This is a genomic window from Streptomyces sp. NPDC102283 (assembly GCF_044766265.1).
GTDB lineage: Bacteria > Actinomycetota > Actinomycetes > Streptomycetales > Streptomycetaceae > Streptomyces.
In genome coordinates this window covers 256319-279991 of the sequence record NZ_JBIWLQ010000012.1, presented here as the reverse complement: position 1 = coordinate 279991, position 23673 = coordinate 256319, and the positions used below count along the sequence as shown (strand labels likewise).

General features: G+C 70.3%; 20 protein-coding genes and 3 tRNA genes. 12 read left to right on the top strand and 11 right to left on the bottom strand.

All coding sequences use genetic code 11. The features are described from left to right. Positions 1-48: 48 nt before the first annotated feature. From hrpA to ACIRJT_RS24465, 3 genes are all read left to right on the top strand, one after another. Entirely contained in the window at positions 49-3999 is a 3951-nt protein-coding gene (gene hrpA, locus ACIRJT_RS24475) for an ATP-dependent RNA helicase HrpA (RefSeq protein WP_403912579.1), read from the top strand. 127 nt (positions 4000-4126) lie between these two features. Next, positions 4127-4201: transfer RNA gene (locus ACIRJT_RS24470), tRNA-Asp, on the top strand. Positions 4202-4379: 178 nt separating this feature from the next. Next, entirely contained in the window at positions 4380-4664 is a 285-nt protein-coding gene (locus ACIRJT_RS24465) for a DUF6274 family protein (RefSeq protein ID WP_403912577.1), read from the top strand. A 536-nt stretch (positions 4665-5200) separates the two neighbouring features. On the opposite strand, the gene bldC is transcribed toward ACIRJT_RS24465, so the two are convergent. Then, the gene (gene bldC / locus ACIRJT_RS24460; RefSeq protein ID WP_003949541.1) at positions 5201-5407 is read right to left on the bottom strand and encodes a developmental transcriptional regulator BldC; all 207 of its coding nucleotides are present in this window, start codon (positions 5405-5407) and stop codon (positions 5201-5203) included. Positions 5408-6094: 687 nt separating this feature from the next. Continuing rightward, positions 6095-6940, bottom strand: coding sequence for a hypothetical protein (locus tag ACIRJT_RS24455; protein ID WP_403912575.1), 846 nt, complete (start codon positions 6938-6940; stop codon positions 6095-6097). A 174-nt stretch (positions 6941-7114) separates the two neighbouring features. Here ACIRJT_RS24455 and ACIRJT_RS24450 point away from each other — a divergent pair, with 174 nt between their 5' ends. Then, complete coding sequence (locus ACIRJT_RS24450) at positions 7115-8197, top strand: Leu/Phe/Val dehydrogenase (RefSeq protein WP_403912572.1); 1083 nt, start codon at positions 7115-7117, stop codon at positions 8195-8197. Between the two features lie 290 nt (positions 8198-8487). Continuing rightward, positions 8488-8745 (top strand): DUF3073 domain-containing protein, encoded by a 258-nt coding sequence (locus ACIRJT_RS24445; protein ID WP_007447468.1) that lies wholly within the window; start codon positions 8488-8490, stop codon positions 8743-8745. Positions 8746-8881: 136 nt separating this feature from the next. Here the strand turns inward: ACIRJT_RS24445 and purM are convergent, their stop codons facing one another. Continuing rightward, entirely contained in the window at positions 8882-9955 is a 1074-nt protein-coding gene (gene purM / locus ACIRJT_RS24440) for a phosphoribosylformylglycinamidine cyclo-ligase (RefSeq protein ID WP_403912569.1), read from the bottom strand. Between the two features lie 59 nt (positions 9956-10014). Then, positions 10015-11541: an amidophosphoribosyltransferase gene (gene purF, locus ACIRJT_RS24435; RefSeq protein ID WP_403912566.1), complete on the bottom strand. Its 1527-nt coding sequence runs from the start codon at positions 11539-11541 to the stop codon at positions 10015-10017. Positions 11542-12059: 518 nt separating this feature from the next. On the opposite strand from purF, the gene ACIRJT_RS24430 reads away from it, so the two are divergent. Both ACIRJT_RS24430 and ACIRJT_RS24425 read left to right on the top strand, forming a co-directional pair. Next, positions 12060-12152 (top strand): putative leader peptide, encoded by a 93-nt coding sequence (locus ACIRJT_RS24430; protein WP_350827157.1) that lies wholly within the window; start codon positions 12060-12062, stop codon positions 12150-12152. A 195-nt stretch (positions 12153-12347) separates the two neighbouring features. Next, complete coding sequence (locus ACIRJT_RS24425; RefSeq protein WP_403912564.1) at positions 12348-13811, top strand: sulfatase-like hydrolase/transferase; 1464 nt, start codon at positions 12348-12350, stop codon at positions 13809-13811. A gap of 171 nt (positions 13812-13982) precedes the next feature. Here the strand turns inward: ACIRJT_RS24425 and ACIRJT_RS24420 are convergent, their stop codons facing one another. From ACIRJT_RS24420 to purS, 7 genes are all read right to left on the bottom strand, one after another. Continuing rightward, positions 13983-14831 (bottom strand): META domain-containing protein, encoded by an 849-nt coding sequence (locus ACIRJT_RS24420; RefSeq protein WP_403912561.1) that lies wholly within the window; start codon positions 14829-14831, stop codon positions 13983-13985. Between the two features lie 61 nt (positions 14832-14892). Next, positions 14893-15696, bottom strand: a complete 804-nt coding sequence (locus tag ACIRJT_RS24415) for a sterol carrier family protein (RefSeq protein ID WP_403912558.1) — start codon at positions 15694-15696, stop codon at positions 14893-14895. A gap of 42 nt (positions 15697-15738) precedes the next feature. Further along, a complete protein-coding gene (locus ACIRJT_RS24410; RefSeq protein ID WP_403912556.1) occupies positions 15739-16614 on the bottom strand; it encodes a M23 family metallopeptidase in 876 nt (291 codons plus the stop codon). 31 nt (positions 16615-16645) lie between these two features. After that, entirely contained in the window at positions 16646-17152 is a 507-nt protein-coding gene (locus tag ACIRJT_RS24405; RefSeq protein WP_403912553.1) for an ArsR/SmtB family transcription factor, read from the bottom strand. Between the two features lie 113 nt (positions 17153-17265). Beyond that, positions 17266-19515, bottom strand: a complete 2250-nt coding sequence (gene purL, locus ACIRJT_RS24400) for a phosphoribosylformylglycinamidine synthase subunit PurL (protein ID WP_403912550.1) — start codon at positions 19513-19515, stop codon at positions 17266-17268. Further along, positions 19512-20192, bottom strand: coding sequence for a phosphoribosylformylglycinamidine synthase subunit PurQ (gene purQ / locus ACIRJT_RS24395; RefSeq protein WP_402103510.1), 681 nt, complete (start codon positions 20190-20192; stop codon positions 19512-19514). The genes purL and purQ overlap by 4 nt, the downstream gene beginning before the upstream one ends. Then, positions 20189-20440, bottom strand: a complete 252-nt coding sequence (gene purS, locus ACIRJT_RS24390; protein ID WP_003968034.1) for a phosphoribosylformylglycinamidine synthase subunit PurS — start codon at positions 20438-20440, stop codon at positions 20189-20191. Before purS ends, purQ begins: the two co-directional genes overlap by 4 nt. Before the next feature lie 421 nt (positions 20441-20861). Here purS and ACIRJT_RS24385 point away from each other — a divergent pair, with 421 nt between their 5' ends. The 5 genes from ACIRJT_RS24385 (at position 20862) to ACIRJT_RS24365 (ending at position 23673) form a co-directional block, all read left to right on the top strand. Then, positions 20862-21197: an Lsr2 family protein gene (locus ACIRJT_RS24385; protein ID WP_403912547.1), complete on the top strand. Its 336-nt coding sequence runs from the start codon at positions 20862-20864 to the stop codon at positions 21195-21197. 269 nt (positions 21198-21466) lie between these two features. Beyond that, positions 21467-21538 (top strand) — tRNA-Gly (locus tag ACIRJT_RS24380). A 78-nt stretch (positions 21539-21616) separates the two neighbouring features. After that, positions 21617-21689: transfer RNA gene (locus ACIRJT_RS24375), tRNA-Gly, on the top strand. A 149-nt stretch (positions 21690-21838) separates the two neighbouring features. Then, positions 21839-22855, top strand: coding sequence for an ABC transporter ATP-binding protein (locus ACIRJT_RS24370; RefSeq protein ID WP_403912544.1), 1017 nt, complete (start codon positions 21839-21841; stop codon positions 22853-22855). Continuing rightward, positions 22852-23673 (top strand): ABC transporter permease, encoded by an 822-nt coding sequence (locus tag ACIRJT_RS24365; RefSeq protein WP_403912541.1) that lies wholly within the window; start codon positions 22852-22854, stop codon positions 23671-23673. Before ACIRJT_RS24370 ends, ACIRJT_RS24365 begins: the two co-directional genes overlap by 4 nt.

Below are 23673 nucleotides of genomic sequence, written 5' to 3'. Positions count from 1 at the left end.
GAAATGAGGTCGCCACTCCGTGGGCCCGGGTGAGATCCTGGGGGCCGTATGTCTACTTCCTTCGCCGATCTCCAGTCCCAGCTCGGACAGCTCTCGCTCCGTGACGCGAACCGGCTCGGCCGGCGCCTCGAAGGAGCGCGCCGCATCCGCAAGCCCGAGGCCCGCCAGTCCGTGCTGGACGAGATCGCGGCCGAGGCGGGCCAAGCCGCGAGCCGGCTCGCGGCGCGCGCGGCCCGGCTGCCGGCCCTGTCGTACCCGCAAGAGCTGCCCGTCAGCCAGAAGAAGGACGAGATCCTGGAGGCGATACGCGACCACCAGGTCGTGATCGTCGCCGGGGAGACCGGGTCCGGCAAGACCACGCAGATCCCGAAGATCTGTATGGAGCTGGGGCGCGGTGTCCGGGGCATGATCGGGCACACCCAGCCCCGGCGGATCGCCGCCCGGACGGTCGCGGAGCGGGTCGCGGACGAGCTGAAGACGCCGCTGGGCGAGACGGTGGGCTGGAAGGTCCGCTTCACCGACCAGGTGAACCCGGAGTCGACGTATCTGAAGCTGATGACGGACGGCATCCTGCTCGCCGAGATCCAGACGGACCGCGAGCTGCTGGCGTACGACACGATCATCATCGACGAGGCCCACGAGCGGTCGCTGAACATCGACTTCCTGCTCGGCTATCTGGCCCGGCTGCTCCCGAAGCGCCCTGACCTGAAGGTCGTCATCACCTCGGCGACCATCGACCCGGAGCGGTTCGCGCGCCACTTCGGCGAGGCGCCGATCGTGGAGGTCAGCGGGCGGACGTATCCGGTGGAGGTGCGGTACCGCCCTCTGCTCGAAGGGGCCGACGACGACACAGCGGACTCCGACCGCGACCAGATCACCGCGATCTGCGACGCCGTCGACGAGCTGGGCCACGAGGCCCCCGGTCACGTCCTGGTCTTCCTCTCCGGCGAGCGCGAGATCCGGGACACCGCGGACGCGCTGAACAAGCGCAACCTCCGGCACACCGAGGTGCTCCCCCTCTACGCGCGCCTCTCCCACGCCGAGCAGCACCGCGTCTTCCAGCGGACCCCCAACGGCGTCGTCCGCCGCATCGTGCTGGCGACCAACGTCGCCGAGACCTCGCTGACGGTCCCCGGCATCAAGTACGTGATCGACCCGGGCAACGCCCGTATCTCCCGCTACAGCCACCGCACCAAGGTCCAGCGGCTGCCGATCGAGCGGATCTCCCAGGCCAGCGCCAACCAGCGCAAGGGCCGCTGCGGCCGTACGTCGGACGGCATCTGCATCCGGCTGTACTCCGAGGACGACTTCGTCACCCGGCCGGAGTTCACCGACCCGGAGATCCTGCGGACCAACCTGGCCTCCGTCATCCTCCAGATGACCGCCGCCGGGCTCGGCGACATCGAGAAGTTCCCCTTCATCGACCCGCCGGACCACCGCAACATCCGTGACGGCGTGCAACTCCTCCAGGAGCTGGGGGCGCTCGATCCCGGTGAGAAGGATCCGAAGAAACGCCTGACGCCCCTCGGCCGGAAGCTCTCCCAGCTGCCCGTCGACCCGCGCCTGGCCCGCATGGTCATCGAGGCCGACAGGAACGGCTGCGCCCGCGAGGTCATGGTCATCGCCGCCGCGCTCTCCATCCAGGACCCGCGCGAGCGGCCCGCGGAGAAGCAGACCCAGGCCGACCAGAACCACGCCCGGTTCAAGGACGAGACGTCCGACTTCCTGGCGTATCTGAACCTCTGGGCCTACGTCCGCGAGCAGCAGAAGGAACGCGGCTCGTCCTCGTTCCGCCGGATGTGCAAGCAGGAGTACCTGAACTTCCTGCGCATCCGCGAATGGCAGGACATCTACGCGCAACTGCGGACGGTCGCCAAGCAGATGGGCATCACCGTCGAGGAGCCCAAGGCGGAGGCCTCCATCCCCGAGCAGGCGGTGCACACCTCGCTGCTGGCCGGGCTGCTGTCCCACATCGGACTGAAGGACACCGAGAAGAACGAGTACCTGGGCGCGCGCAGCGCCAAGTTCGCGATCTTCCCCGGGTCGGCGCTGTTCAAGAAGCAGCCCCGGTTCGTGATGTCGGCGGAGCTGGTGGAGACCTCCCGGCTGTGGGCGCGGGTCAACGCCAAGGTCGAGCCCGAGTGGATCGAGCCGCTGGCCGGGCATCTGCTGAAGCGCACCTACAGCGAGCCGCACTGGGAGAAGGACCAGGCCGCGGTGATGGCGTTCGAGCGGGTCACCCTCTACGGGGTGCCGATCGTCGCTCAGCGCAAGGTCAATTTCGGTCGTATCGACCAGGAGGCCTCGCGGGATCTGTTCATCCGCAACGCCCTGGTCGAGGGCGACTGGCGCACCCACCACCAGTTCTTCCATGACAATCGCAAACTCCTCGGCGAGGTCGAGGAGTTGGAGCACCGCGCCCGCCGCCGCGACATCCTCGTGGACGACGAGACGCTGTTCGACTTCTACGACCAGCGGATTCCCGAGCACGTCGTGTCCGGGGCGCACTTCGACTCCTGGTGGAAGAACAAGAAGCGCGAGGAGCCGGACGCGCTCGACTTCGAGCGCTCCATGCTCATCAACGAGAAGGCCGGGGCCGTCACCAAGGACGACTACCCGGACTCCTGGCGGCAGGGGAAGCTCAAGTTCAAGGTGACCTACCAGTTCGAGCCCGGTGCGGACGCGGACGGCGTGACCGTCCACGTACCGCTCCAGGTGCTCAACCAGGTCACGTCCGAGGGCTTCGACTGGCAGATTCCGGGGCTGCGCGAGGAGGTCGTCACCGAGCTGATCCGCTCGCTGCCCAAGCCGATCCGCCGGCACTACGTCCCCGCCCCGAACTACGCCGACAAGTTCCTCGACCGGGCGGTCCCGCTCCAGGAACCGCTGCCGTTCACCCTGGCCCGGGAGCTTCAGCGGATGGTCGGCGTGCCGGTCACGGCCGAAGACTTCGACCTCTCCCGGGTCCCGGACCATCTGAAGATCACGTTCCGGATCGTCGACGAGCGGCGGCGGAAGGTCGCCGAGGACAAGGACCTGGAGGCGCTGAAGCTCCAGCTGCGGCCGAAGGCCCGGCAGGCGCTCTCCAAGGCGGCCGCGGCGACCGCGGGGCCCTCCGGGGAGTCCATCGAGCGGTCCGGGCTCACCGACTGGACGATCGGCTCACTGAACAAGGTCTTCGAGACGCGTCGCGCCGGGCAGCCGGTCAAGGCCTATCCGGCCCTCGTCGACCAGGGCGAGACCGTGGCCGTACGCCTCTTCGACACCGAGGCCGAGCAGCAGCAGGCGATGTGGCGCGGCACCCGGCGGCTGATCATGCTGAACATCCCGGTGCACCCGGCGAAGTTCGCCTCGGACCGGCTCTCCAACCAGCAGAAGCTGGCCCTCTCCCGTAATCCGCACGGCTCGGTCCAGGCGCTCTTCGAGGACTGCGCCACCGCCGCCGCCGACCGGCTGATCGCCGCGCACGGCGGGCCGGCGTGGGACGAGAAGGCGTTCCGGGCGCTGCACGACAAGGTGCGCGCCGATCTGGTGGACCTGACCGTCCGCACGATCGACCAGGTGCAGCAGATCCTGGCCGCGTGGCAGGCCTGTGAACGCCGGCTGAAGTCGACGAACAGCCTGACGCTGGTGGCCAACGTCACGGACGTACGGGATCAGCTGGCCCGTCTCGTACCGCCCGGTTTCGTTACGGCCACCGGACTGCGCCGGCTGCCGGACCTGATGCGCTACCTCGTGGCGGCCGACCGGCGGCTCCAGCAAATGCCGACGGCCGTCCAGCGGGACACCACGCGGATGGCGAAGGTCCACGAGATGCAGGACGAGTACGCCTGGCTGCTCGAACAGTTCCCGCGGGGCCGACCGGTGCCGCAGGAGGCGCTGGACGTCCGCTGGATGATCGAGGAGCTGCGGGTCAGCTACTTCGCCCACGCGCTGGGCACCGCGTTCCCCGTCTCGGACAAGCGGATCGTGAAGGCGATCGACGCCCTCGCACCCTGACGCGGAGGCTCCGGAGAGGCCCGGGAGACGGTGACGGAGTCACCACCAGAAGTGAAGTCGACCTGGGCCTCCCACCTCCTGTACAGTCTGGTTTCGCAGCAAGCCGCAAGGCAAGCGGCGAAAACCTGGTCCTGTGGAGCAGTTTGGAGTGCTCGCCACCCTGTCAAGGTGGAGGCCGCGGGTTCAAATCCCGTCAGGACCGCAGTAGAAGAAAGCCCGGATCGTTTTCGATCCGGGCTTTCTCGCGTCGTGACGCAGACCGTCTTGACGCGGACCACCGCCACCGGTACCCCGTAGAAGCAGAGGCCGTCCATGCTTCTCGGCGTTCCGCGTCGCTTCGCACGGCGGGGGACGGCCGGGCTCACCGGGAGGTGGCTCGTATGTCCGCGTCCACAGCACGGCACGAGATCCGCGCACTGCTGCGCGCCCATCTGGCGGCCGCTTCCGCCTATCGCCACCTCACCCGGCACTGCGCGGTCTGCCATCGCCTCCTGCGCCTCGCCATGGAGCCCGGGGGCGACAGGGAGCGGAGGGCGCCCGAAGGCCCCTCCGAGGCCCCGCAGGGCGCCTCCGGGGGCCGGCGGCCCGCCGGACGGCCCGACGAGGGCGAGACCGGAGCAGGGACCGGGGCTGGGGCAGGGGCCGAAAGACCCTCCGCGACATGACCATCGGCCGGATGCTTCCGCGTCCGCGCAGTGGCAGGCTCGAAGTTGGCAAGCATCAGATGGTGTGACGGTAGTCACCGAACCAGTTTTCAGACCGGGGGATTTTACGCCTCCCCTACAACTGGTGAATTTAATATGTGCAATTGCACGCGGGTGGCAGGCTCACGAGGACCGTTCCGTCCGGGGCTGTCCCACCGCGTCCCGGACGCTCACCCACACTCCCGCACAGACCCGCTCACAGACCCACGAACGCCCCCGTCAGCCCCTGAAAGCCGACCGACCGCGCGGTTCTGGAACGGCCGCCACCGAGGGCCGGGAGAGGGCCGCGGGGACCCGCCCCGGGCACAAAAAAGATCGCGCTGGACCCGGCGGAGTCCAGCGCGATCGATACGACGGCACCCGTAGGACACAGGTATGACGCCCGTTGGGGCAGGCGTCCGTCGAGTGGAGCTATGGGTGGGCGGCTGGGGTTGGGGGACCTTGCAGCTGCCCGGATGGTGATGCTGTGCTGCTGTATTGCTGCGAGACGGGGTGTGTCAGGCCTCGCTGCGCTGCTGCGGAATACCCGCGAGCAGTGCGCGGACCTCAGCCTCGCGGTACCGGCGATGTCCACCGAGCGTGCGGATGGACGTGAGCTTGCCAGCCTTGGCCCAACGGGTGACCGTCTTCGGGTCCACGCGGAACATCGTGGCAACCTCAGCCGGGGTCAGCAGCGGCTCGGCATCAGGGGTGCGAGCGGTCATGAGCGGCCTCCTCGGGAGAACCGAACCTTCTCGGTTCTTTCCTCTAAATTCTGCACCTTGACCCGCGTTGCCCGAAATGGCGGACGCGGGCCGAGTCGGTTATAGGACGAACGGCTTGTCCTCGGCACTACAACTACACCATCCGTCCAGCCACGTCGGCCAAACCGATGGAATTGCCCTCCCAGGTGTTCATCAGCGACGGAAGCCGATGGACCATGCCATAGCGGACAGTCACGCCCCAGTAACGATCAGTCACAGAGCGATCAGGAGTCGTCAGACCCCCCATACAGTGCAATGTCGAGCATCCTGCCCTTACTTGGACAGAAGGAGCCCTCCCCGGACTCCTTGTCCTATTTTGGCATGAGGAGTAGGGATAGGCGCAAGGGCCCCGTTAGTGCTGTCCATCACGCTTGAGGCAAAGGCCCGGTTCAGGACGTAGGTCCCGGGCCCAGCGGAGTACGCTTCCGCCCCACACATCACACGCGCCACACAGGACGCAGGTTCACGGCCCGTCAACTGTCTGCCGAGCCCCTCTTCGTCGCCCACCGTCGCCTTCCGTCGAGGCGACCCGGCTTCCCCCTCCTTCCGTACACCCCGGCCTCGCGGCCCGTCCGCCGGTCTCTCGGCCGTCCTGGATGAAGGATGCCCCGGTTCCGTCACCTTGATGCCGCTGTGGGCCTTTTCACGTCAATTGGTGAACTGGAGGTCCCGGACCGCCCGCCAGCGCTCCGCGAGCCGCGCGTACGCCTTCCCCGCGCCCTCGCCGTCGCCGTCCCGCAGCGCGGCGAGCCCCTCCGCCACATCCGCCGCCGACCGGTCCCCGGCGAGCCGCTCCGCCGGCAACGCGTGCACGAGGCCCCCGTAGTCCAGCTCGACCAGGGAGCGCGGATGGAACTCCTCCAGCCAGCGCCCCACGTCCACCAGGCCCTCGGTCAGCGGGCCCTCGGGCACGTTCTCGCGCAGCGTGCGCAGCGCCCGCGCCAGCCGGCGGCGGGCCTCGACCATCGGGGTGCGGTAGCGCAGCGCGGGGCCCGTCCCCTCGCCGTCCGCCGCCGCGTACTCCCGCTCCTCGTCGCGGAAGAGGACGAACCAGCGCACCGGGACCTGCCACACCGTGGTGCGGATCCAGGGCCTCGCGTCCGGGTGGCGCCGCCGCCAGCGCTCGTGATCCGCCGAGGTCTGGCCACGCACCACCGCAGGCAGCACGGCGTCGAGCACGTTGGCCGGAAACATGCCCTCCAGTTCCTCCAGGGCCAGCCAGCCCCGCAGCCTGGTACGCCACGGGCAGACGCACACCACCCCGTCCAGCTCCGCCACGAACGCGTCGCCGCTCTCGTGCACGGGCACCCCGACCGGCGGCGTCGACGCCAAGTCGGCCAGCGAGCGACGCAGTTCGTCCTGGGCCGTGGGAAGGTCCTCGCGCCGCGCGTAGCGCGCCCAGTGGCTTCGCTCGGGCTCGGCGAACGCGGCGAGCGGCTCGTAGATCCGGAGGTAGGACGTGTAAGGGACGAGCACCGAAGACACCACCGACATGCAACGCATCGTGTCACGGCGGTACACCCCCAGGGGGTGATCCTCCGCACGGGGGCGGATCCGCGCCGCCGGAGGACTTACGCTCTTGCCCATCGGACCGGCCGTGCCGGTCGGTCCGGGGCCCTCCCCACCCCCAGGAGGGCCTCCGCCGCTTCGTACTTGGGAGTCACCACAGTGACCGATGTGACTAACGGCGTCCTGCACACCCTGTTCCACTCGGATCAGGGAGGTCACGAGCAAGTCGTGATCTGCCAGGACCGTGCCACCGGCCTCAAGGCCGTCATCGCCCTCCACTCCACCGCCCTGGGCCCGGCCCTCGGCGGCACCCGCTTCTACCCGTACGCCTCCGAGGCGGACGCCGTCGCCGACGCGCTGAACCTGTCGCGCGGTATGTCGTACAAGAACGCCCTGGCCGGTCTCGACCACGGTGGCGGCAAGGCCGTCATCATCGGCGACCCGGAGAAGATCAAGACCGAGGAACTCCTGCTCGCCTACGGCCGGTTCGTCGCCTCGCTCGGCGGCCGCTACGTGACCGCCTGCGACGTCGGCACCTACGTCGCCGACATGGACGTCGTCGCCCGGGAGTGCCGCTGGACCACCGGCCGCTCCCCCGAGAACGGCGGCGCGGGCGACTCCTCGGTGCTCACCGCGTTCGGCGTCTTCCAGGGCATGCGGGCCTCGGCCCAGCACCTGTGGGGCGACCCGACGCTGCGCGGCCGCAAGGTCGGCGTCGCCGGGGTCGGCAAGGTGGGCCGCCACCTCGTCGAGCACCTGCTCTCCGACGGGGCCGAGGTCGTGATCACCGACGTCCGCGAGGAGTCGCTGCGTCGGATCACCGATCTGCACCCCGAGGTCAGCGTGGTGGCGGACACCGACACGCTGATCCGCACCGAGGACCTGGACGTCTACGCGCCGTGCGCGCTCGGCGGCGCGCTGAACGACGACACCGTCCCCGTGCTCACCGCGAAGGTGGTGTGCGGCGCGGCCAACAACCAGCTGGCGCACCCGGGCGTCGAGAAGGACCTGGCCGACCGGTCGGTTCTCTACGCGCCGGACTACGTGGTCAACGCCGGAGGCGTGATCCAGGTGGCCGACGAGCTGCACGGGTTCGACTTCGACCGGTGCAAGGCGAAGGCCACGAAGATCTTCGACACCACGCTGGAAATATTCGCACGTGCGAAGGCGGATGGGATTCCGCCGGCCGCGGCGGCCGACCGGCTCGCCGAACAGCGGATGGCTCAGGCGCGCGCCCGCTGACCGGGCGCCCCTCGGCCACCGCTACGGCCCGCCGACCGGCGAGACAAGATTCACGCCGGTCGGCGGGTCGTACCTCCACAAGAGGTTAAAATCGCAGTTGACCAGGGAGGACGGGGCTCCTCGCTGGCCCTGTGCCGGGACCGGGATGCGGGCGGCGTACCGTATGGCCACGGAAGCAGGTACCGTTAAAGCTCTACGGGCACGGTCTCTCTGCCGAGAGTCCGTCCTGAAACATGAACGCGTGTCAAGACTCTGGGGCCGTCGAGCCCCGTCACCGAGGGGGTCGAGCCATGGGGCGCGGCCGGGCAAAGGCCAAGCAGACCAAGGTCGCCCGCCAGCTGAAGTACAGCAGCGGCGGGACTGACCTGTCGCGTCTGGCCAATGAGCTGGGCGCATCGCCTTCGAGTCAGCCACCGAACGCAGAGCCGTTCGAGGACGACGACGAGGAAGATGACCCGTACGCACAGTACGCGGATCGCTACAACCAGGATGATGACGAGGATCAGGACGATCAGTCCGGTCCGTCGTCACAGCGCCGCGGCGCTTGACCTCGCGCTGACACATCAACCCGGTCCGGGCCTGCCCCGGGCCGGGTTCTGTGTGTCCCGATCCGGCTTCCCAGCTGTCGTGGGGCCGTGGTGCGCCGGGCGGGCCGCCGCCCCGCGCACCACGGCGTGACGGTGCCTAGCGGGCGTAGTCGCCGGTCAGCTCGGCGCCCGTGGTGTGCTCACCGCGCTCGGTGATCTCACCCGCGACCCAGGAGTCGACCCCGCGGTCGGCCAGGGTCGTCAGCGCGGCGTCCACCGAGTCGGCCGGGACGATCGCGATCATGCCGACGCCCATGTTGAGCGTCTTCTCCAGCTCCAGCCGCTCGACCTGACCGGCCTTGCCGACCAGGTCGAAGACCGCGCCGGGCGTCCACGTGGAGCGGTCCACGGTGGCGTGCAGGCCGTCCGGGATGACCCGGGCCAGGTTGTTCGCCAGGCCGCCGCCGGTGACGTGGCTGAAGCCGTGCACCTCGGTCGTCCGGGTGAGGGCCAGGCAGTCCAGGGAGTAGATCCGGGTGGGCTCCAGGAGTTCCTCGCCGAGCGTGCGGCCGAACTCCTCGACCTCGCGGTCCAGGGACCAGCCGGCCCGGTCGAAGACCACGTGGCGGACGAGCGAGTACCCGTTGGAGTGAAGACCGGAGGACGCCATGGCGATCACGGCGTCACCCGCGCGGATACGGTCCGGGCCGAGCAGGCGGTCGGCCTCGACCACGCCCGTACCGGCTCCGGCGACGTCGAAGTCGTCCGGGCCGAGGAGGCCCGGGTGCTCGGCCGTCTCGCCGCCGACCAGGGAGCAGCCCGCCAGGACGCAGCCTTCGGCGATGCCCTTCACGATGGCCGCGACACGCTCGGGGTGCACCTTGCCGACGCAGATGTAGTCGGTCATGAACAGCGGCTCGGCGCCGCAGACGACGAGGTCGTCCACGACCATGCCGACGAGGTCGTGGCCGATGGTGTCGTACACGCCCATCCGACGCGCCAGGTCCACCTTGGTGCCGACACCGTCCGTGGCGGAGGCCAGGAGCGGGCGCTCGTAGCGCTTCAGCGCCGAGGCGTCGAAGAGGCCGGCGAAGCCGCCCAGGCCGCCGAGGCCCGCGACCTCGGGGCGCTGCGTCTTCTTCACCCACTCCTTCATCAGCTCGACGGCACGGTCACCGGCTTCGATGTCGACGCCGGCCGCCGCGTAGGAAGCACCTGTTGTCTCAGACATGGCCTGGGATCTTTCGTGTGGAGATACGGGGCTGGTGGGGGATGCGGCGGCGCGTCCGGTCACGGACGGCGCAGCGCGTCGGCCGCGGCGGTCGCCGCCGGGCCCGCCGCCAGCTCGGTCTCCAGCAGCTGCTTGCCGAGCAGCTCCGGGTCCGGGAGCTCCATCGGGTACTCACCGTCGAAGCAGGCGCGGCAGAGGTTCGGCTTGGGGATCGTCGTCGCCTCGATCATCGCGTCGATCGAGATGTACGAGAGGGAGTCGGCACCCATGGAGGTGCAGATCTCGTCGACGGTCATGCCGTTGGCGATCAGTTCGGCGCGGGTCGCGAAGTCGATCCCGAAGAAGCAGGGCCACTTCACCGGCGGCGAGGAGATCCGGATGTGGATCTCGGCGGCGCCCGCCTCGCGGAGCATCCGGACCAGGGCCCGCTGGGTGTTGCCGCGGACGATCGAGTCGTCGACGACCACCAGGCGCTTGCCCTTGATGACTTCCTTCAGCGGATTCAGCTTGAGCCGGATGCCGAGCTGGCGGATGGTCTGCGAGGGCTGGATGAAGGTCCGGCCGACGTAGGCGTTCTTGACCAGTCCGACGCCGAACGGGATTCCGCTGGCTTCGGCGTAACCGACGGCCGCGGGGGTGCCGGATTCCGGGGTCGCTATGACGAGATCCGCGTCGGCGGGGGCCTCGGCGGCCAGCCTGCGGCCCATCTCCACCCGGGAGAGGTAGACGTTGCGCCCGGCGATGTCGGTGTCGGGACGGGCCAGGTAGACGTACTCGAAGACACAGCCCTTGGGCTTCGCTTCAGCGAATCGGGAGGTGCGCAGGCCGTTCTCGTCGATGGCGACGAGCTCGCCCGGCTCGATCTCGCGTACGTAGCTGGCGCCGCAGATGTCGAGCGCGGCGGACTCGGAGGCGACCACCCAGCCGCGCTCCAGCCGGCCGAGGACCAGCGGGCGGATGCCCTGCGGGTCGCGGGCGGCGTACAGCGTGTGTTCGTCCATGAAGACGAGGGAGAACGCGCCCTTGACGTCGGGGAGCACCTTGGCGGCGGCTTCCTCGATGGTGAGCGGCTTGTCGTTCTCGTCGCGCTGCCCGGCGAGCAGCGCGGTCACCAGGTCGGTGTCGTTGGTCGCGGCGACCTGGGTGGCACGGCCGTCCTTGCGCGGGAGGTCGGCGACCATCTCCGCGAGCTGGGCGGTGTTGACCAGGTTCCCGTTGTGACCGAGGGCGATCGAGCCGTGCGCGGTGGCACGGAACGTCGGCTGCGCGTTCTCCCACACCGAGGCGCCGGTGGTGGAGTAGCGGGCATGACCGACCGCGATATGGCCCTGGAGGGAACCCAGAGACGTTTCGTCGAAGACCTGCGAGACCAGTCCCATGTCCTTGAAGACCAGGATCTGGGACCCGTTGCTCACTGCGATGCCCGCGGATTCCTGTCCACGGTGCTGCAGGGCATACAGTCCGAAATAGGTGAGCTTGGCGACCTCTTCACCCGGAGCCCAGACACCGAAGACGCCACAAGCGTCCTGGGGGCCTTTCTCTCCGGGGAGCAGGTCGTGGTTGAGTCGTCCATCACCACGGGGCACGGCACCGAGTGTAGGCGAGATCGACCACTGGTCCGAATTGGGGACCGGTGGGCAAACCCGCGGCGGTCCATGGGGAACGGGCGCGCCCGCCGACCGGGGCGGGCGATTCGCGGGACTTCGGCCAGTGACGCTCCGTGATCACCGCGTGGGCGGGACGGGGTCCGCGAGGCGAGCGCGGCGCTCACTTCCGGGCCGGGAGGCCGATTACCAACGGGTAGGGGCCGGCGAGGGCGCCCGGGTGACCGTGGCGCTCGGTGAACCTGCCCGATCACCGCCTCGGCCGCCGGCCGAACACTCGTTTCGTGGTGAGCCTCACACCCCGGGACTCGGCCGGGGAGGAGTGAGCCGCTCCCCGGGCGACGACGAACCGCGGAAACGGGCCGCCCGTGCGGCGAAGAGCGAGCGGCTCAAGCCTGTGCGGCGGGGTGAGCGGCGCGGACGGTGGAAGGTGAGGGCCGCCGTCCGCAGTGCGAGACCACCGTTGACAGGCCCATGCCTCGTTGGCAGGCTCCTTCCCCATGCAGCCCCTCGGTGATCTCTCGATCACGCTCGTGGAGCGCCGGCACGTCGATCTGGGACGTGTAGCGAGCGCCATCTGTCGCCGCGCCTGAGACTGCCGCACCTCCCGAACCCCCGCGGGGCCTCCGCCCCGGGCTCCGGCATGCGTGCCCGCGTTCATCTCCCTCCCTCCTCCGCCCCCTGCGGACGGGTGCGCCCGTCCGTGGGCCCCCGCCCGCCGGGAAGTCGCGCCCACTGCCTCGCGCCGCCTCCTCCGACCGGCGCCCGAGGCCCTCCCAGGAGCCCTCATGACCTCTCGCGATGTACACGCACGTCCGGACAACCGATCCGGTACGCCGCTGAGCCGCCGCGCCTTCACGACCGCGGTCGGCGCCACCGCCGTCACCGCGGCCGGAATACAGGCGGCCGTTCCGGCTGCCGCCGCCGGAACGGCCGACGACGCCGTGACACGGGAACGTCCGTTCCGTGCCGCCCGCGGCAGGCACGCGCGCCGTCCCAACATCCTCTTCATCCTCGGCGACGACCTCGGCTGGGCGGATCTCTCCTCGTACGGATCTCCGCACATCCGGACGCCCCACCTGGACCGGCTGGCGCGGCAGGGCGTGCGCTTCACCGATGCGTACTCGGGGTCGGCGACCTGCTCCCCCACCCGGTTCAGCCTCTACACGGGGCGCTATCCGGGACGTACGAAGGGCGGGCTCGCCGAGCCCATCGCCGACAGGTCGGTGGGGCTGGAGCCCACCCACCCGACACTGGCCTCCCTGCTGCGCGGCGTCGGCTACTCGACCGCGCTGATCGGCAAGTGGCACTGCGGGTACCTGCCGGACTACAGCCCGACCAGGTCGGGCTACGACGAGTTCTTCGGCAACTTCGGCGGTGCCCTGGAGTACTACTCCAAGCTCGGCCTGGCGGGCGAGTACGACCTGTACGAGGGCGACGCCGAGTACAAGGACCTGCGGTACTACACCCGGGTCCTCACGGAGCGGGCGAGCGAGTACGTACAGCGTGACCACGGCGACAGTCCGTGGCTGCTCAACCTGAACTTCACCACTCCGCACTGGCCCTGGATAGCCGACGGCGACACGGAGGCGAGCGCCGAGATCGTCCGCCGGATCAAGGCGGGCGACCGGTCCGCCCTCCGGCACGCCGACGGCGGCTCGATCGAGAAGTACACGGAGATGGTCGAGGACCTGGACCGCTCGGTCGGCGAGGTGCTGAAGGCACTGAAGCGGTCGGGGCAGGAGAAGGACACCCTGGTCTTCTTCGCCAGCGACAACGGCGGCGAACGGTTCTCCTACAACTGGCCGCTCGCCGGCGGCAAGAGCTCGCTCCAGGAAGGCGGCATCCGCGTCCCCTCGGTGCTGCGCTGGCCCGCCCGCGTCGATGGCCACCAGGTCAGCGACCTCCCGGTGTTCTCGCCCGACTGGACGGCCACCCTGCTGGAGCTGGGCGGAGCGCGACCGGACCCCGCCCACCCGCTGGACGGCGTCAGCCTCGCGGGCTATCTGCTGCGGGGCGAGACGCCGAAGGAACGCGACCTGTTCTGGCGGGTGCGCGGCGAGCGGGCGCTGCGGCGCGGCGACTGGAAGTACTACCGGGGAAAGAGCGGGACCGACCAGCTGTTCAACCTGGCCGACGACCGGCGCGAGCAGGCCGACCGCGCGAAGGCGGATCCGGAGCGGCTGGCCGAGCTGCGGGCGTCGTGGGAGAGGACGGACTCCGGCCTGCTCCCGTATCCGACGCGTTCCTGAGCCGCTTCCTGGTGCCCGGTGGTCGAACCCCGGCCGGTCGGCCCCGGCCGGTCGGGGCGGGGGCCGACGTCCCGCCGGGGCGGGGCCGGTCGGGGCGGGGCCGGTCGGGGCGGGGCCGGCGTCCGCCCGCTCGGCGCGCGCCGCGGCTCCGGGCACGTCTGCCTTCCGGGTTCAGCCGTGCTGGGAGGCGCTTTCGGACCCCGGGCGGGCGGCCGTGGCACCGAGGCCCTTGCCGTCGTCGGCGGTGAGGGTGAGGGCCTTGCCCTTGATCGTGTACGTGACCTTGCCGTCCAGGGCGGCGAGCACCGCGCGCTCCGTCTCCATCTCCGCCTCCGGGCACATCTTCCGGGTGCCGGCCACCGGCCCGAACGTGATCGTGGAGCCCTTGACCGTCGCCCGGCCGCTGAAGGAGTTGCAGCCGGAGTTGCCCCGTACGGTGCCGTCGTCGGCGAAGGTCAGATGAGGTGCCCGCTCCTTCGGCAGATCCGCCGGTACGGTCGTGGCGGTCTCACCGCTGAGCAGCGTGGTCACCGCCCACCGGGTGCCGACCAGATCGGCGGGCTTCTCCTCGCTGAGCTCCATGGTGTGGCCGCCTTCCTTGGTGAGGGTCAGCTTCTCCCCGGAGAGCTTCGCGGTGAGCTCGCCGCCCATCGCGTCGATGGCGGCCTTCTCGAACTTCTCGATGTCCTCGTCGCACGCCATCTGCGTGGTGACGGGCTTGCCCAGGGTGATCCGGTCGCCCTCCACGCGGGCGTCCACACCGATGTGGTTGCAGCCGAAGTCGGCCGTGGCCCGGCCCTTCGGGTCGATCTCCATCCGGGCCCCCTCCGGGGCCTCGGTCTTCGTGCCGCCGACGGTCACCGAGTCGACGCTCCAGGCGACCCCGGTGACGGGGACGTCGCTCCGCACGGTGTCGCCGCCGTCGCCGGAGCCGGAACCGGAACCCGACTCCGTACCGCAGGCGGCGAGGGTGAGGAGGGCCAGGACACTGACGCTGAGGGTCATCCGTTGTGTGCGCATGGCGATGTGACGGAACGGGGGGCGGATCCGGTTCCGCCCGCTCCGCTTCGCGGCGGCCGCCTCAGCCCATCAGCGGCAGCAGCGCGGCCAGGTCGGCGCGCTCACCACTGGCGCTGACCTCGGCGTCCTCCACGGCCCGCGCCCACTCCGTACGCCCGGTGGCGAGCCGGATCCAGGTCAGCGGGCCAGCCTCCACGACATTCGGCGGGGTGCCCCGGGTGTGCTTGGGCCCGCCGACGCACTGCACCACCGCGAACGGCGGGACCCGCACCTCGACCGAACCGCCGGGCGCCCGGTCCGCGAGGGCGTCCGCCAGCAGCCGGGTGCAGGCGGCCAGGGCCTGGCGGTCGTAGGGGATCTCCAGCCCGAGCGCCTCGTTCAGGTCGTCCGTGTGGACGACCAGCTCGACGGTCCGGGTGACCAGATAGTCGGTCAGCCGCATGGAGCCGACCCGGACGGACAGCAGCCGCTCCCCCGTGCCGGTGGCCGGGACCGCCTCGGCGAACCCCGCTTCCGCCTCCTCGAACAGCGTGGCGAGGTCGGGGCGGCCGGCCGCCACCTCCTCGACGTCCTCGGCGATCCGGGCGGCGTGCGCGGCGGGGGCCGCCGGCCACTCCAGCAGGGTGAGCTGGGGCTTGGGCCCGGGCGGCTCCGGCAGGTCCACGGACCGGGCGACGCTGCTCAGCCCCATCGCGATGTGCACGACGAGCTCGCGCACCGTCCAGTCGCCGAGCCGGGTCGGCCGGGCGAGCTGGTCGGGCGTCAACACGGGGACGGCGTCCCGGACATGGGCGAACTGGGCGAGGACCGCCGTCCGGGTCCTGAGGTGGTCGTAGGCGCGCGGGCGCTTCTTGGCCGGGGGCATGGGGCCGAGACTAACCGGCCCCACTGACATCGCCCGCCCGGGTCAGGCCTCCGCGACCTGCTCCCCGGCCGGCGTCCCGGCCTGCACCTCGGCCTGCTCGCCGACCGTGAACGTCTCCTTGTTCGCGGGCACTCCGACGCCCCGCCAGGTGAAGGGGACGCCCCGGGCGGCGTCGAGGTCCGGGCTGTCCATCAGATGGAAGTGGAGGTGCGGTTCGGTGGTGTTGCCGGAGTTTCCCACCCGCCCGAGCATCTGGCCGGCGCGCACGGTCTCCCCGGCCTTGACCCGGAGCGAGCCGCGCTGGACGTGGGCGTACACGGCGTACGTGCCACCGCCGAGGTCGAGGATCACGTGGTTGCCGATGATCCGACGTGCGCCGAGAAGGTCTCGTGCAGCTCCCTCGATCAGCATCAGGTAGGCGAGGGCCGGCAGCGAGTTGCGGCTCAGGTGGTCGCGCTGGCCGTCGCTCGCCTTCACGACCGTGGCGTCGGCCACCGCGAGCAGCGGGGCGCCGAAGGCCGGGAAGTCGCGGTTGCGGCGTACGACCGGCCAGAAGAGGCGGAACGGCGGGCGGGCCGGGGCCCCACCCTCCTCCGTCTCCGGATCGGCCACGATGTCGATCGCGTACGTCTGCCCGTAGACGTGCGTACCGTGGCTCGGCACCTTGTCCGCCGGGCTGTTGAGGGCGGTCCAGCGGCCGGTCACCGGCGGTTCGACCTCCACGGCCGGGCGTTGCTTCGCCTCCCCCTTCGGGCCGCTACGGCTCAGGGTGAGCCCGATGACCAGAGCCACGCCCATGGGCACGAAGGTGAGGCCGACCGGCAACAACGGTTCGGAGAGGACTCCGGTGAGCACCAGCGCGAGAAAGACGAGCCAGCTCACTCGGTAGAGCAGCATCATGGCTTTGCGGACGGACATGATCTTTCCCCCTGGTTTCATGGTCTTGGCTTCAGGGCCGCGCCGCCGTCAGCACCACCAGCAGCGGCACCACGCGGACCGCCGGGACCTCGTAGCGGCCGCGGCCCGCGGCGTGCAGCCAGCCCGCGCCGGTCAGCTGGCGCAGGTGGTGGTAGATCTGGCCGGTGGTGCCCAGCTCGTCGAGCGCGGCCAGTTCGGCGGTCGTCCTCAGGCCGCCGAGGATCTCGCGGAGCAGCCGCAGCCGGACCGGGTGGCCCAGCGCGGCGAACGAATCGGCGGCGTCCGCCCAGTCCCCGTCGAACAGGGCCTCGGTGAGGGCGCCGTACTGCCACTCGTAACTCTCGCCGGTGGGCAGCCGGACCGAGCCCGTGTAGAGCACTCCCCCGTCGGCCGCGGCCTCCCCGACCTGGGCGAGCTGCTGTTTCAGCCCGTCCAGCGCCCAGAAGTCGCCGTCGCCCAGACGAGGGGACTCGGAGTCCCGCCGCTCCAGTGCCGTGAGCCGCCTCTCCAACTCGGCGACCCGCTGCTCCAGCTCCATGACACCAACCTTACGTAATTACGTAATCTCTTACAAGAGTGTGAGGGAAACGGCTGAAGCCCCCGCCCGGAGGACCCGGGCGGGGGCTTCAGCGGCGCCGGTCGGCGCGCGGCTCAGGCGAGCAGCGCGGGGATCGTCGCCTCGTGTGCCGTACGGAGCTCGCTCAGCGGGATGCTGAACTCGCCCTGGATCTCGATCTCCTCGCCGTCCACGACACCGATGCGGGTGACGGGCAGACCGCGCGCGCCGCACATGTCGTTGAAGCGGAGCTCCTCGCTGCGCGGGATCGAGACGACCGCGCGTCCCGCCGACTCGGAGAAGAGGAACGTGAACGCGTCCAGACCGTCCGGCACGACCAGCCTGGCGCCCTTCCCGCCGCGCAGGCAGGACTCGGTGACGGCCTGGATCAGGCCGCCGTCGCTCAGGTCGTGCGCGGCGTCGATCATGCCGTCGCGGGAGGCCGAGATGAGGATCTCGGCGAGCAGCTTCTCGCGACCGAGGTCCACCTTCGGCGGCAGGCCGCCCAGGTGCTGGTGGACGACCTCGGACCAGGCCGAGCCGCCGAACTCCTCGGTCGTGTCGCCCAGCAGGTAGAGGAGCTGGCCCTCTTCCGCGAAGGCGACCGGCGTACGCCGGTTGACGTCGTCGATCACGCCGAGCACGGCCACGACCGGCGTCGGGTGGATCGCCGTCTCACCGGTCTGGTTGTACAGCGAGACGTTGCCGCCGGTGACCGGGGTGCCCAGCTCCAGGCAGCCGTCCGCGAGACCGCGGGTGGCCTCGGCGAACTGCCACATGACGTCCGGGTCCTCCGGGGAGCCGAAGTTCAGGCAGTCCGAGATGGCCAGCGGCTTCGCGCCGGAGGCGGCGACGTTGCGGTACGACTCCGCCAGCGCGAGCTGCGCGCCGGTGTACGGGTCGAGCTTGGCGTACCGGCCGTTGCCGTCGGTCGCCATGGCCACGCCCAGGTTCGACTCGGCGTCGATGCGGACCATGCCCGCGTCCTCGGGCATCGCGAGGACGGTGTTGCCCTGCACGAAGCGGTCGTACTGGTCGGTGATCCACGCCTTGGAGGCCTGGTTCGGGGAGGCGACCAGCTTCAGGACCTGCTCGCGCAGCTCGGCCGCGTCTCCCGGGCGGGCGAGCTTGCCGGCGTCGTCCGCCTGGAGCGCGTCCTGCCAGGACGGGCGGGCGAACGGGCGGTGGTAGACCGGGCCGTCGTGGGCGACCGAGCGCGGGGGTACGTCCACGATCTGCTCGCCGTGCCAGAAGATCTCCAGCTGGGATCCCTCGGTCACCTCACCGATGACGGTGGCGATGACGTCCCACTTCTCGCAGATCTCCAGGAAGCGGTCCACGTGCTGCGGCTCGACGATCGCGCACATGCGCTCCTGCGACTCGCTCATGAGGATTTCCTCGGGCGAGAGCGAGGAGTCGCGCAGCGGCACGGTGTCCAGCTCGACGCGCATGCCGCCGGAACCGGCGGAGGCCAGCTCACTGGTGGCGCAGGAGAGCCCGGCGCCGCCGAGGTCCTGGATGCCCGCGACGAGCTTCTCGCCGAAGATCTCCAGGGTGCACTCGATGAGGAGCTTCTCCTGGAACGGGTCGCCGACCTGGACGGCCGGGCGCTTGGCCGGGCCGGTGGACTCGAAGGTCTCGCTCGCCAGCACGGAGACGCCGCCGATGCCGTCGCCGCCGGTGCGGGCGCCGTACAGGATGACCTTGTTGCCGGGGCCGGACGCCTGCGCGAGGTGGATGTCCTCGTGCTTCATCACGCCGATGCAGCCGGCGTTGACCAGCGGGTTGCCCTGGTAGCAGGCGTCGAAGACGACCTCGCCGCCGATGTTGGGCAGGCCCAGGCAGTTGCCGTAGCCGCCGATGCCCGCGACGACGCCCGGCAGCACGCGCTTGGTGTCGGGGTGGTCGGCCGCGCCGAAGCGCAGCGGGTCGACGACCGCGATCGGGCGGGCGCCCATGGCGAGGATGTCGCGGACGATGCCGCCGATGCCGGTGGCCGCGCCCTGGTAGGGCTCGATGTACGAGGGGTGGTTGTGCGACTCGACCTTGAAGGTGACCGCGTACCCCTGGCCGACGTCGACGACGCCGGCGTTCTCGCCGATGCCGACGAGCATGGCGTCGTTGGCGGGGACCTTCTCGCCGAACTGCTTGAGGTGGACCTTGCTGCTCTTGTACGAGCAGTGCTCCGACCACATCACGGAGTACATGGCGAGCTCGGCGCCGGTGGGGCGGCGGCCCAGGATCTCGCGGATCCGGGCGTACTCGTCCTCCTTGAGGCCGAGCTCCTTCCAGGGCTGTTCGGCGTCCGGGGTCCCGGCCGCGTGCTTGACCGTATCCAGGCTCATGCGTTGACCAGCTTCTTGATGATCGAGGTGAAGAAACCCAGGCCGTCGGTGCGACCGGTGCCGATGAGCGGTTCCACGGCGTGCTCCGGGTGCGGCATCAGGCCGACGATGTTGCCCGCGGCGTTGGTGATGCCCGCGATGTCGCGGAGCGAGCCGTTGGGGTTGCCGTCCAGGTAGCGGAAGGCGACGCGGCCCTCGGCCTCCAGCTCGTCGAGCGTGTGCTCGTCGGCGGTGTACCGGCCGTCCATGTTCTTGAGCGGGACCCTGATCTCCTGGCCGGCGGTGTAGTCCGAGGTCCAGGCGGTCTCCGCGTTCTCCACCCGCAGGCTCTGGTCGCGGCAGATGAAGTGGAGGTGGTTGTTGCGCAGCATCGCGCCGGGCAGCAGGTGCGCCTCGGTCAGGATCTGGAAACCGTTGCAGATCCCGAGGACCGGCATACCGGCCTTCGCCTGCTCGATGAGGGTTTCCATGACCGGCGAGAAGCGGGAAATCGCTCCGGCGCGGAGGTAGTCCCCGTAGGAGAAACCGCCCGCCAGGACGACCGCGTCGACCTGGTGCAGGTCCTTGTCGCGGTGCCAGAGGGATACGGGCTCGGCGCCCGCGATCCGGACGGCGCGCAGGGCGTCCTGATCGTCGAGGGTGCCGGGAAAAGTGACGACGCCGATACGGGTGGTCACTTCTCCTCCTCCACCTTCACGACGAAGTCCTCGATGACGGTGTTGGCGAGGAACGTCTCGGCCAGCTCGTTAATACGGGCGAGGGCGGCGTCGTCGACCGGCCCCTCGACCTCCAGCTCGAAACGCTTTCCCTGACGAACGTCCGCGATTCCCTCGAAGCCGAGACGGGGCAGTGCACGCTGCACCGCCTGTCCCTGCGGGTCGAGGATCTCGGGCTTGAGCATGACGTCGACTACGACGCGTGCCACTGGCACTCCCGGTGTGGTGGTGTGGTGCGGCTGTCTCTCCGGGGGGTTCCCCAGACCCCCGCGGGTCCACTCAGCGTACCTGGCCAAAATTTCTACGCGGGTAGATATCGGGCGGGACGGACACCGCGGGCACTCTGCGCGGATCACGCCGGGATATCGGCCGCGACACCGCACAGGAAAAGGTCTGGAAAAATCGCGCCCGGATTGCACACGGATTGCACACGGACACGCGGATGTAATTGGCTGGGCTTCACAATGCGGTACCCACCGCTGTACAAATGATTACCGGGGAAAGCAACATTGCCCCGGGGACAACGGAACAGTCGACGTCTCGTCGATCCACATCCGCCCGCCTGGCAGCCGGAAGGCAGGCATCCGCGCACGAAGGACGCGCGGGCGCCGTAGGAAAGGACCGATATCCGTGGCTCAGCGCGTAGTGGTGACGCTCTCCGACGACATCGACGGGGGAGCAGCGGCGGAAACGGTGACCTTCGCCCTGGACGGGAAGACGTACGAGATCGATCTCAATCCCGCCAATGCGAAGAAACTGCGGAAGGCCCTGGCTCCTTACGTGGCCGCCGGCCGAAAGCAGACAAATGCCAGCAAGCACGGCAGGACGCCCACGACCTACCACCACACCTCCCTCGCCCCGGACCCCGCGGCCGTCCGCGCCTGGGCCCGCTCGCACCGGATGGAGGTGCCGGCCCGGGGCCGCATCCCGAAGAAGGTCTACGAGGCGTTCGACGCGGCGAGTTGAGCCGTGGCGGTGACGGCCGGTGGAACCGCTGCGATGTCGGTAGGGCGAGCCGCGGTGGTTCCGGGCCGGCCGGACCGGGCTGCCCGTCGGGCGCGGCGGACCCGGGAGCCGGACGCTCCGTCAGGCGGCCCCGGGCGCCCCGCCGGCCGGGTCCGGAGGCCCGTTCCGCGGGGCCCTCGGGGAGCCGACTTGCGCGACACCCCCGCAGGTCGGCTAGAGTCTGGAGCACGCCGAGGGGCGAGGCCGCAAAGCCGAATCCCACGCAGCGTGCGGGTGTAGTTCAGTAGTAGAACATCCCCCTTCCAGGGGGAAGGCGCAGTGTGCAATTCCTGTCACCCGCTCTGCACAACTCTTCGGACCACTTCGTGGATCAGGTAGAGTAGTGCTCGCTCCACCGGTGAAAGCCGAGTGGTTGCACTGCGGACGTAGCTCAGTTGGTAGAGCGCAACCTTGCCAAGGTTGAGGTCGCCAGTTCGAACCTGGTCGTCCGCTCAGCATCAAAGGCCCTGACCTTCTCGGTCGGGGCCTTTGTCGTGCTCCCGGACCCCCGTGACTCCGTCGAAGCCCCTCATGAGGTTTGTCATGAGCAGTGGTGACAGCGCGCACTGCTCGCGGGCCCGTTCCGGCGGAAACCTTGAAGCATGACCAGCGACGACATTCTCAGCGACCGCGTGGACGGTCCCGTGATCGAGGCGAACGAGGTCCGCCGACGTTACGCCGGCGGCTTCGAGGCCGTGTCCGGGATCTCCTTCTCCGTGGCCCGCGGCGAACTGTTCGCCCTGCTCGGGACGAACGGCGCGGGCAAGACCTCCACCGTGGAACTCCTCGAAGGCCTGGCGCCGCCGACCGACGGGACGGTGCGGGTCCTCGGCCACGACCCGTACCGCGAGCGCGCCGCCGTCCGCCCCCGTACCGGAGTGATGCTCCAGGAAGGCGGCTTCCCCTCCGACCTCACGGTCATGGAGACCGTACGCATGTGGTCGGCCTGCACCACCGGCGCACGCCCGGCCGGCGAGGCCCTGGGGATGGTCGGCCTGACCGGCCGGGGAAACGTGCGGGTCAAGCAGCTGTCCGGCGGCGAGAAGCGCCGCCTCGACCTGGCGCTGGCCCTGACGTCCCGGCCCGAGGTGCTCTTCCTCGACGAGCCGACGACCGGGCTGGACGCCGAGGGCCGGCAGGAGACCTGGGAGCTCGTCCGGGCACTGCGGGACAACGGCACGACCGTGCTGCTGACCACGCACTACCTGGAGGAGGCCGAGGCGCTCGCGGACCGGCTGGCGATCATGCATCAGGGGAGGATCGTGACGACCGGGACCATCGCCGAGGTGACCGCGCAGCAGCCCGCCAGGATCCGGTTCGTGCTGCCCGAGGCCGTGCCGGCGGCGCGCCTGCCGCTCTCGCTGCGGGCCGCGGCGGAAGGGTCCCGGGTCGAGATCCGCACCCCCGCCCTCCAGGAGTCGCTGCACGAACTCCTGGAGTGGGCCCGGGAGTCCGGCGTACGGCTGCACGGCCTCGACGCCCGCTCCGCCTCCCTGGAAGAGGCGTTCCTCGACATCGCGAAGACCCAGCACGCGCCCCGGGACCAGGACCCGCGCCAGGTCCCGGACCGCTCCACCCGCTCCGGCGGCACGAAGAGCACGAAGAAGGTGACGGCATGACGACCACCACGACCCCCGTCCGCGACCGGACGTCCGCCGCCTCCCCCACGGGCGCGGCGGCCGTGGCCCGGCGGCTGACCGCCCTCGGCCGCGCCGAGCTGATCCTCCTGCTGCGCAACCGGACCGCGATCGTCGTGGCCCTGCTGCTGCCGCTCACGATGATCTTCGCGATGCGGTCCTCGCTCGAACAGATCGACCTCGGCGGCACCGGGCTCACCGTCGCGGGCGCCACCCTGACCGGCGGCATCGGCATGGTGCTCGTCCAGGTCGTCTACATGAACCTCGTCTCCGCGTACGTCGCCCGGCGCGAGGAACTCGTCCTGAAGCGGCTGCGCACCGGCGAGATCTCCGACCGCGAGATCCTCATCGGCACCGCGCTGCCGTCCGTCGCGCTGGCGCTCGCCCAGTGCGTGCTGCTGGTGGTGGCCGGCGCGATCGCCTTCGACCTGAGTGCCCCGCACCGCCCCGACCTCCTGCTGGCCGGACTGCTGCTGGCCTTCTTCCTGATGTCCGCCCTGGCGGCGGCGACCACCGTGCTCACCCGGACGGTGCAGACCTCGCAGCTCACGACCCTGCCGCTGTTCTTCGTCTCGATGTTCGGCTCCGGGCTGTTCATCCCGCTGGCGATCTTCCCGGACAAGCTGGCCTCCGTCCTGGAGCTGCTGCCGATGACGGGCGTGATGACCCTGATCCGGCACGGCTGGCTCGGCGGCGTGGAGAGCGGCGACCTGTTCACGGCCGGAGTGACCGCGCTGGCCTGGACCGCTTTCGGCGTGTTTGCTGTGCGACGGTGGTTCCGCTGGGACCCGCGCGGCTGA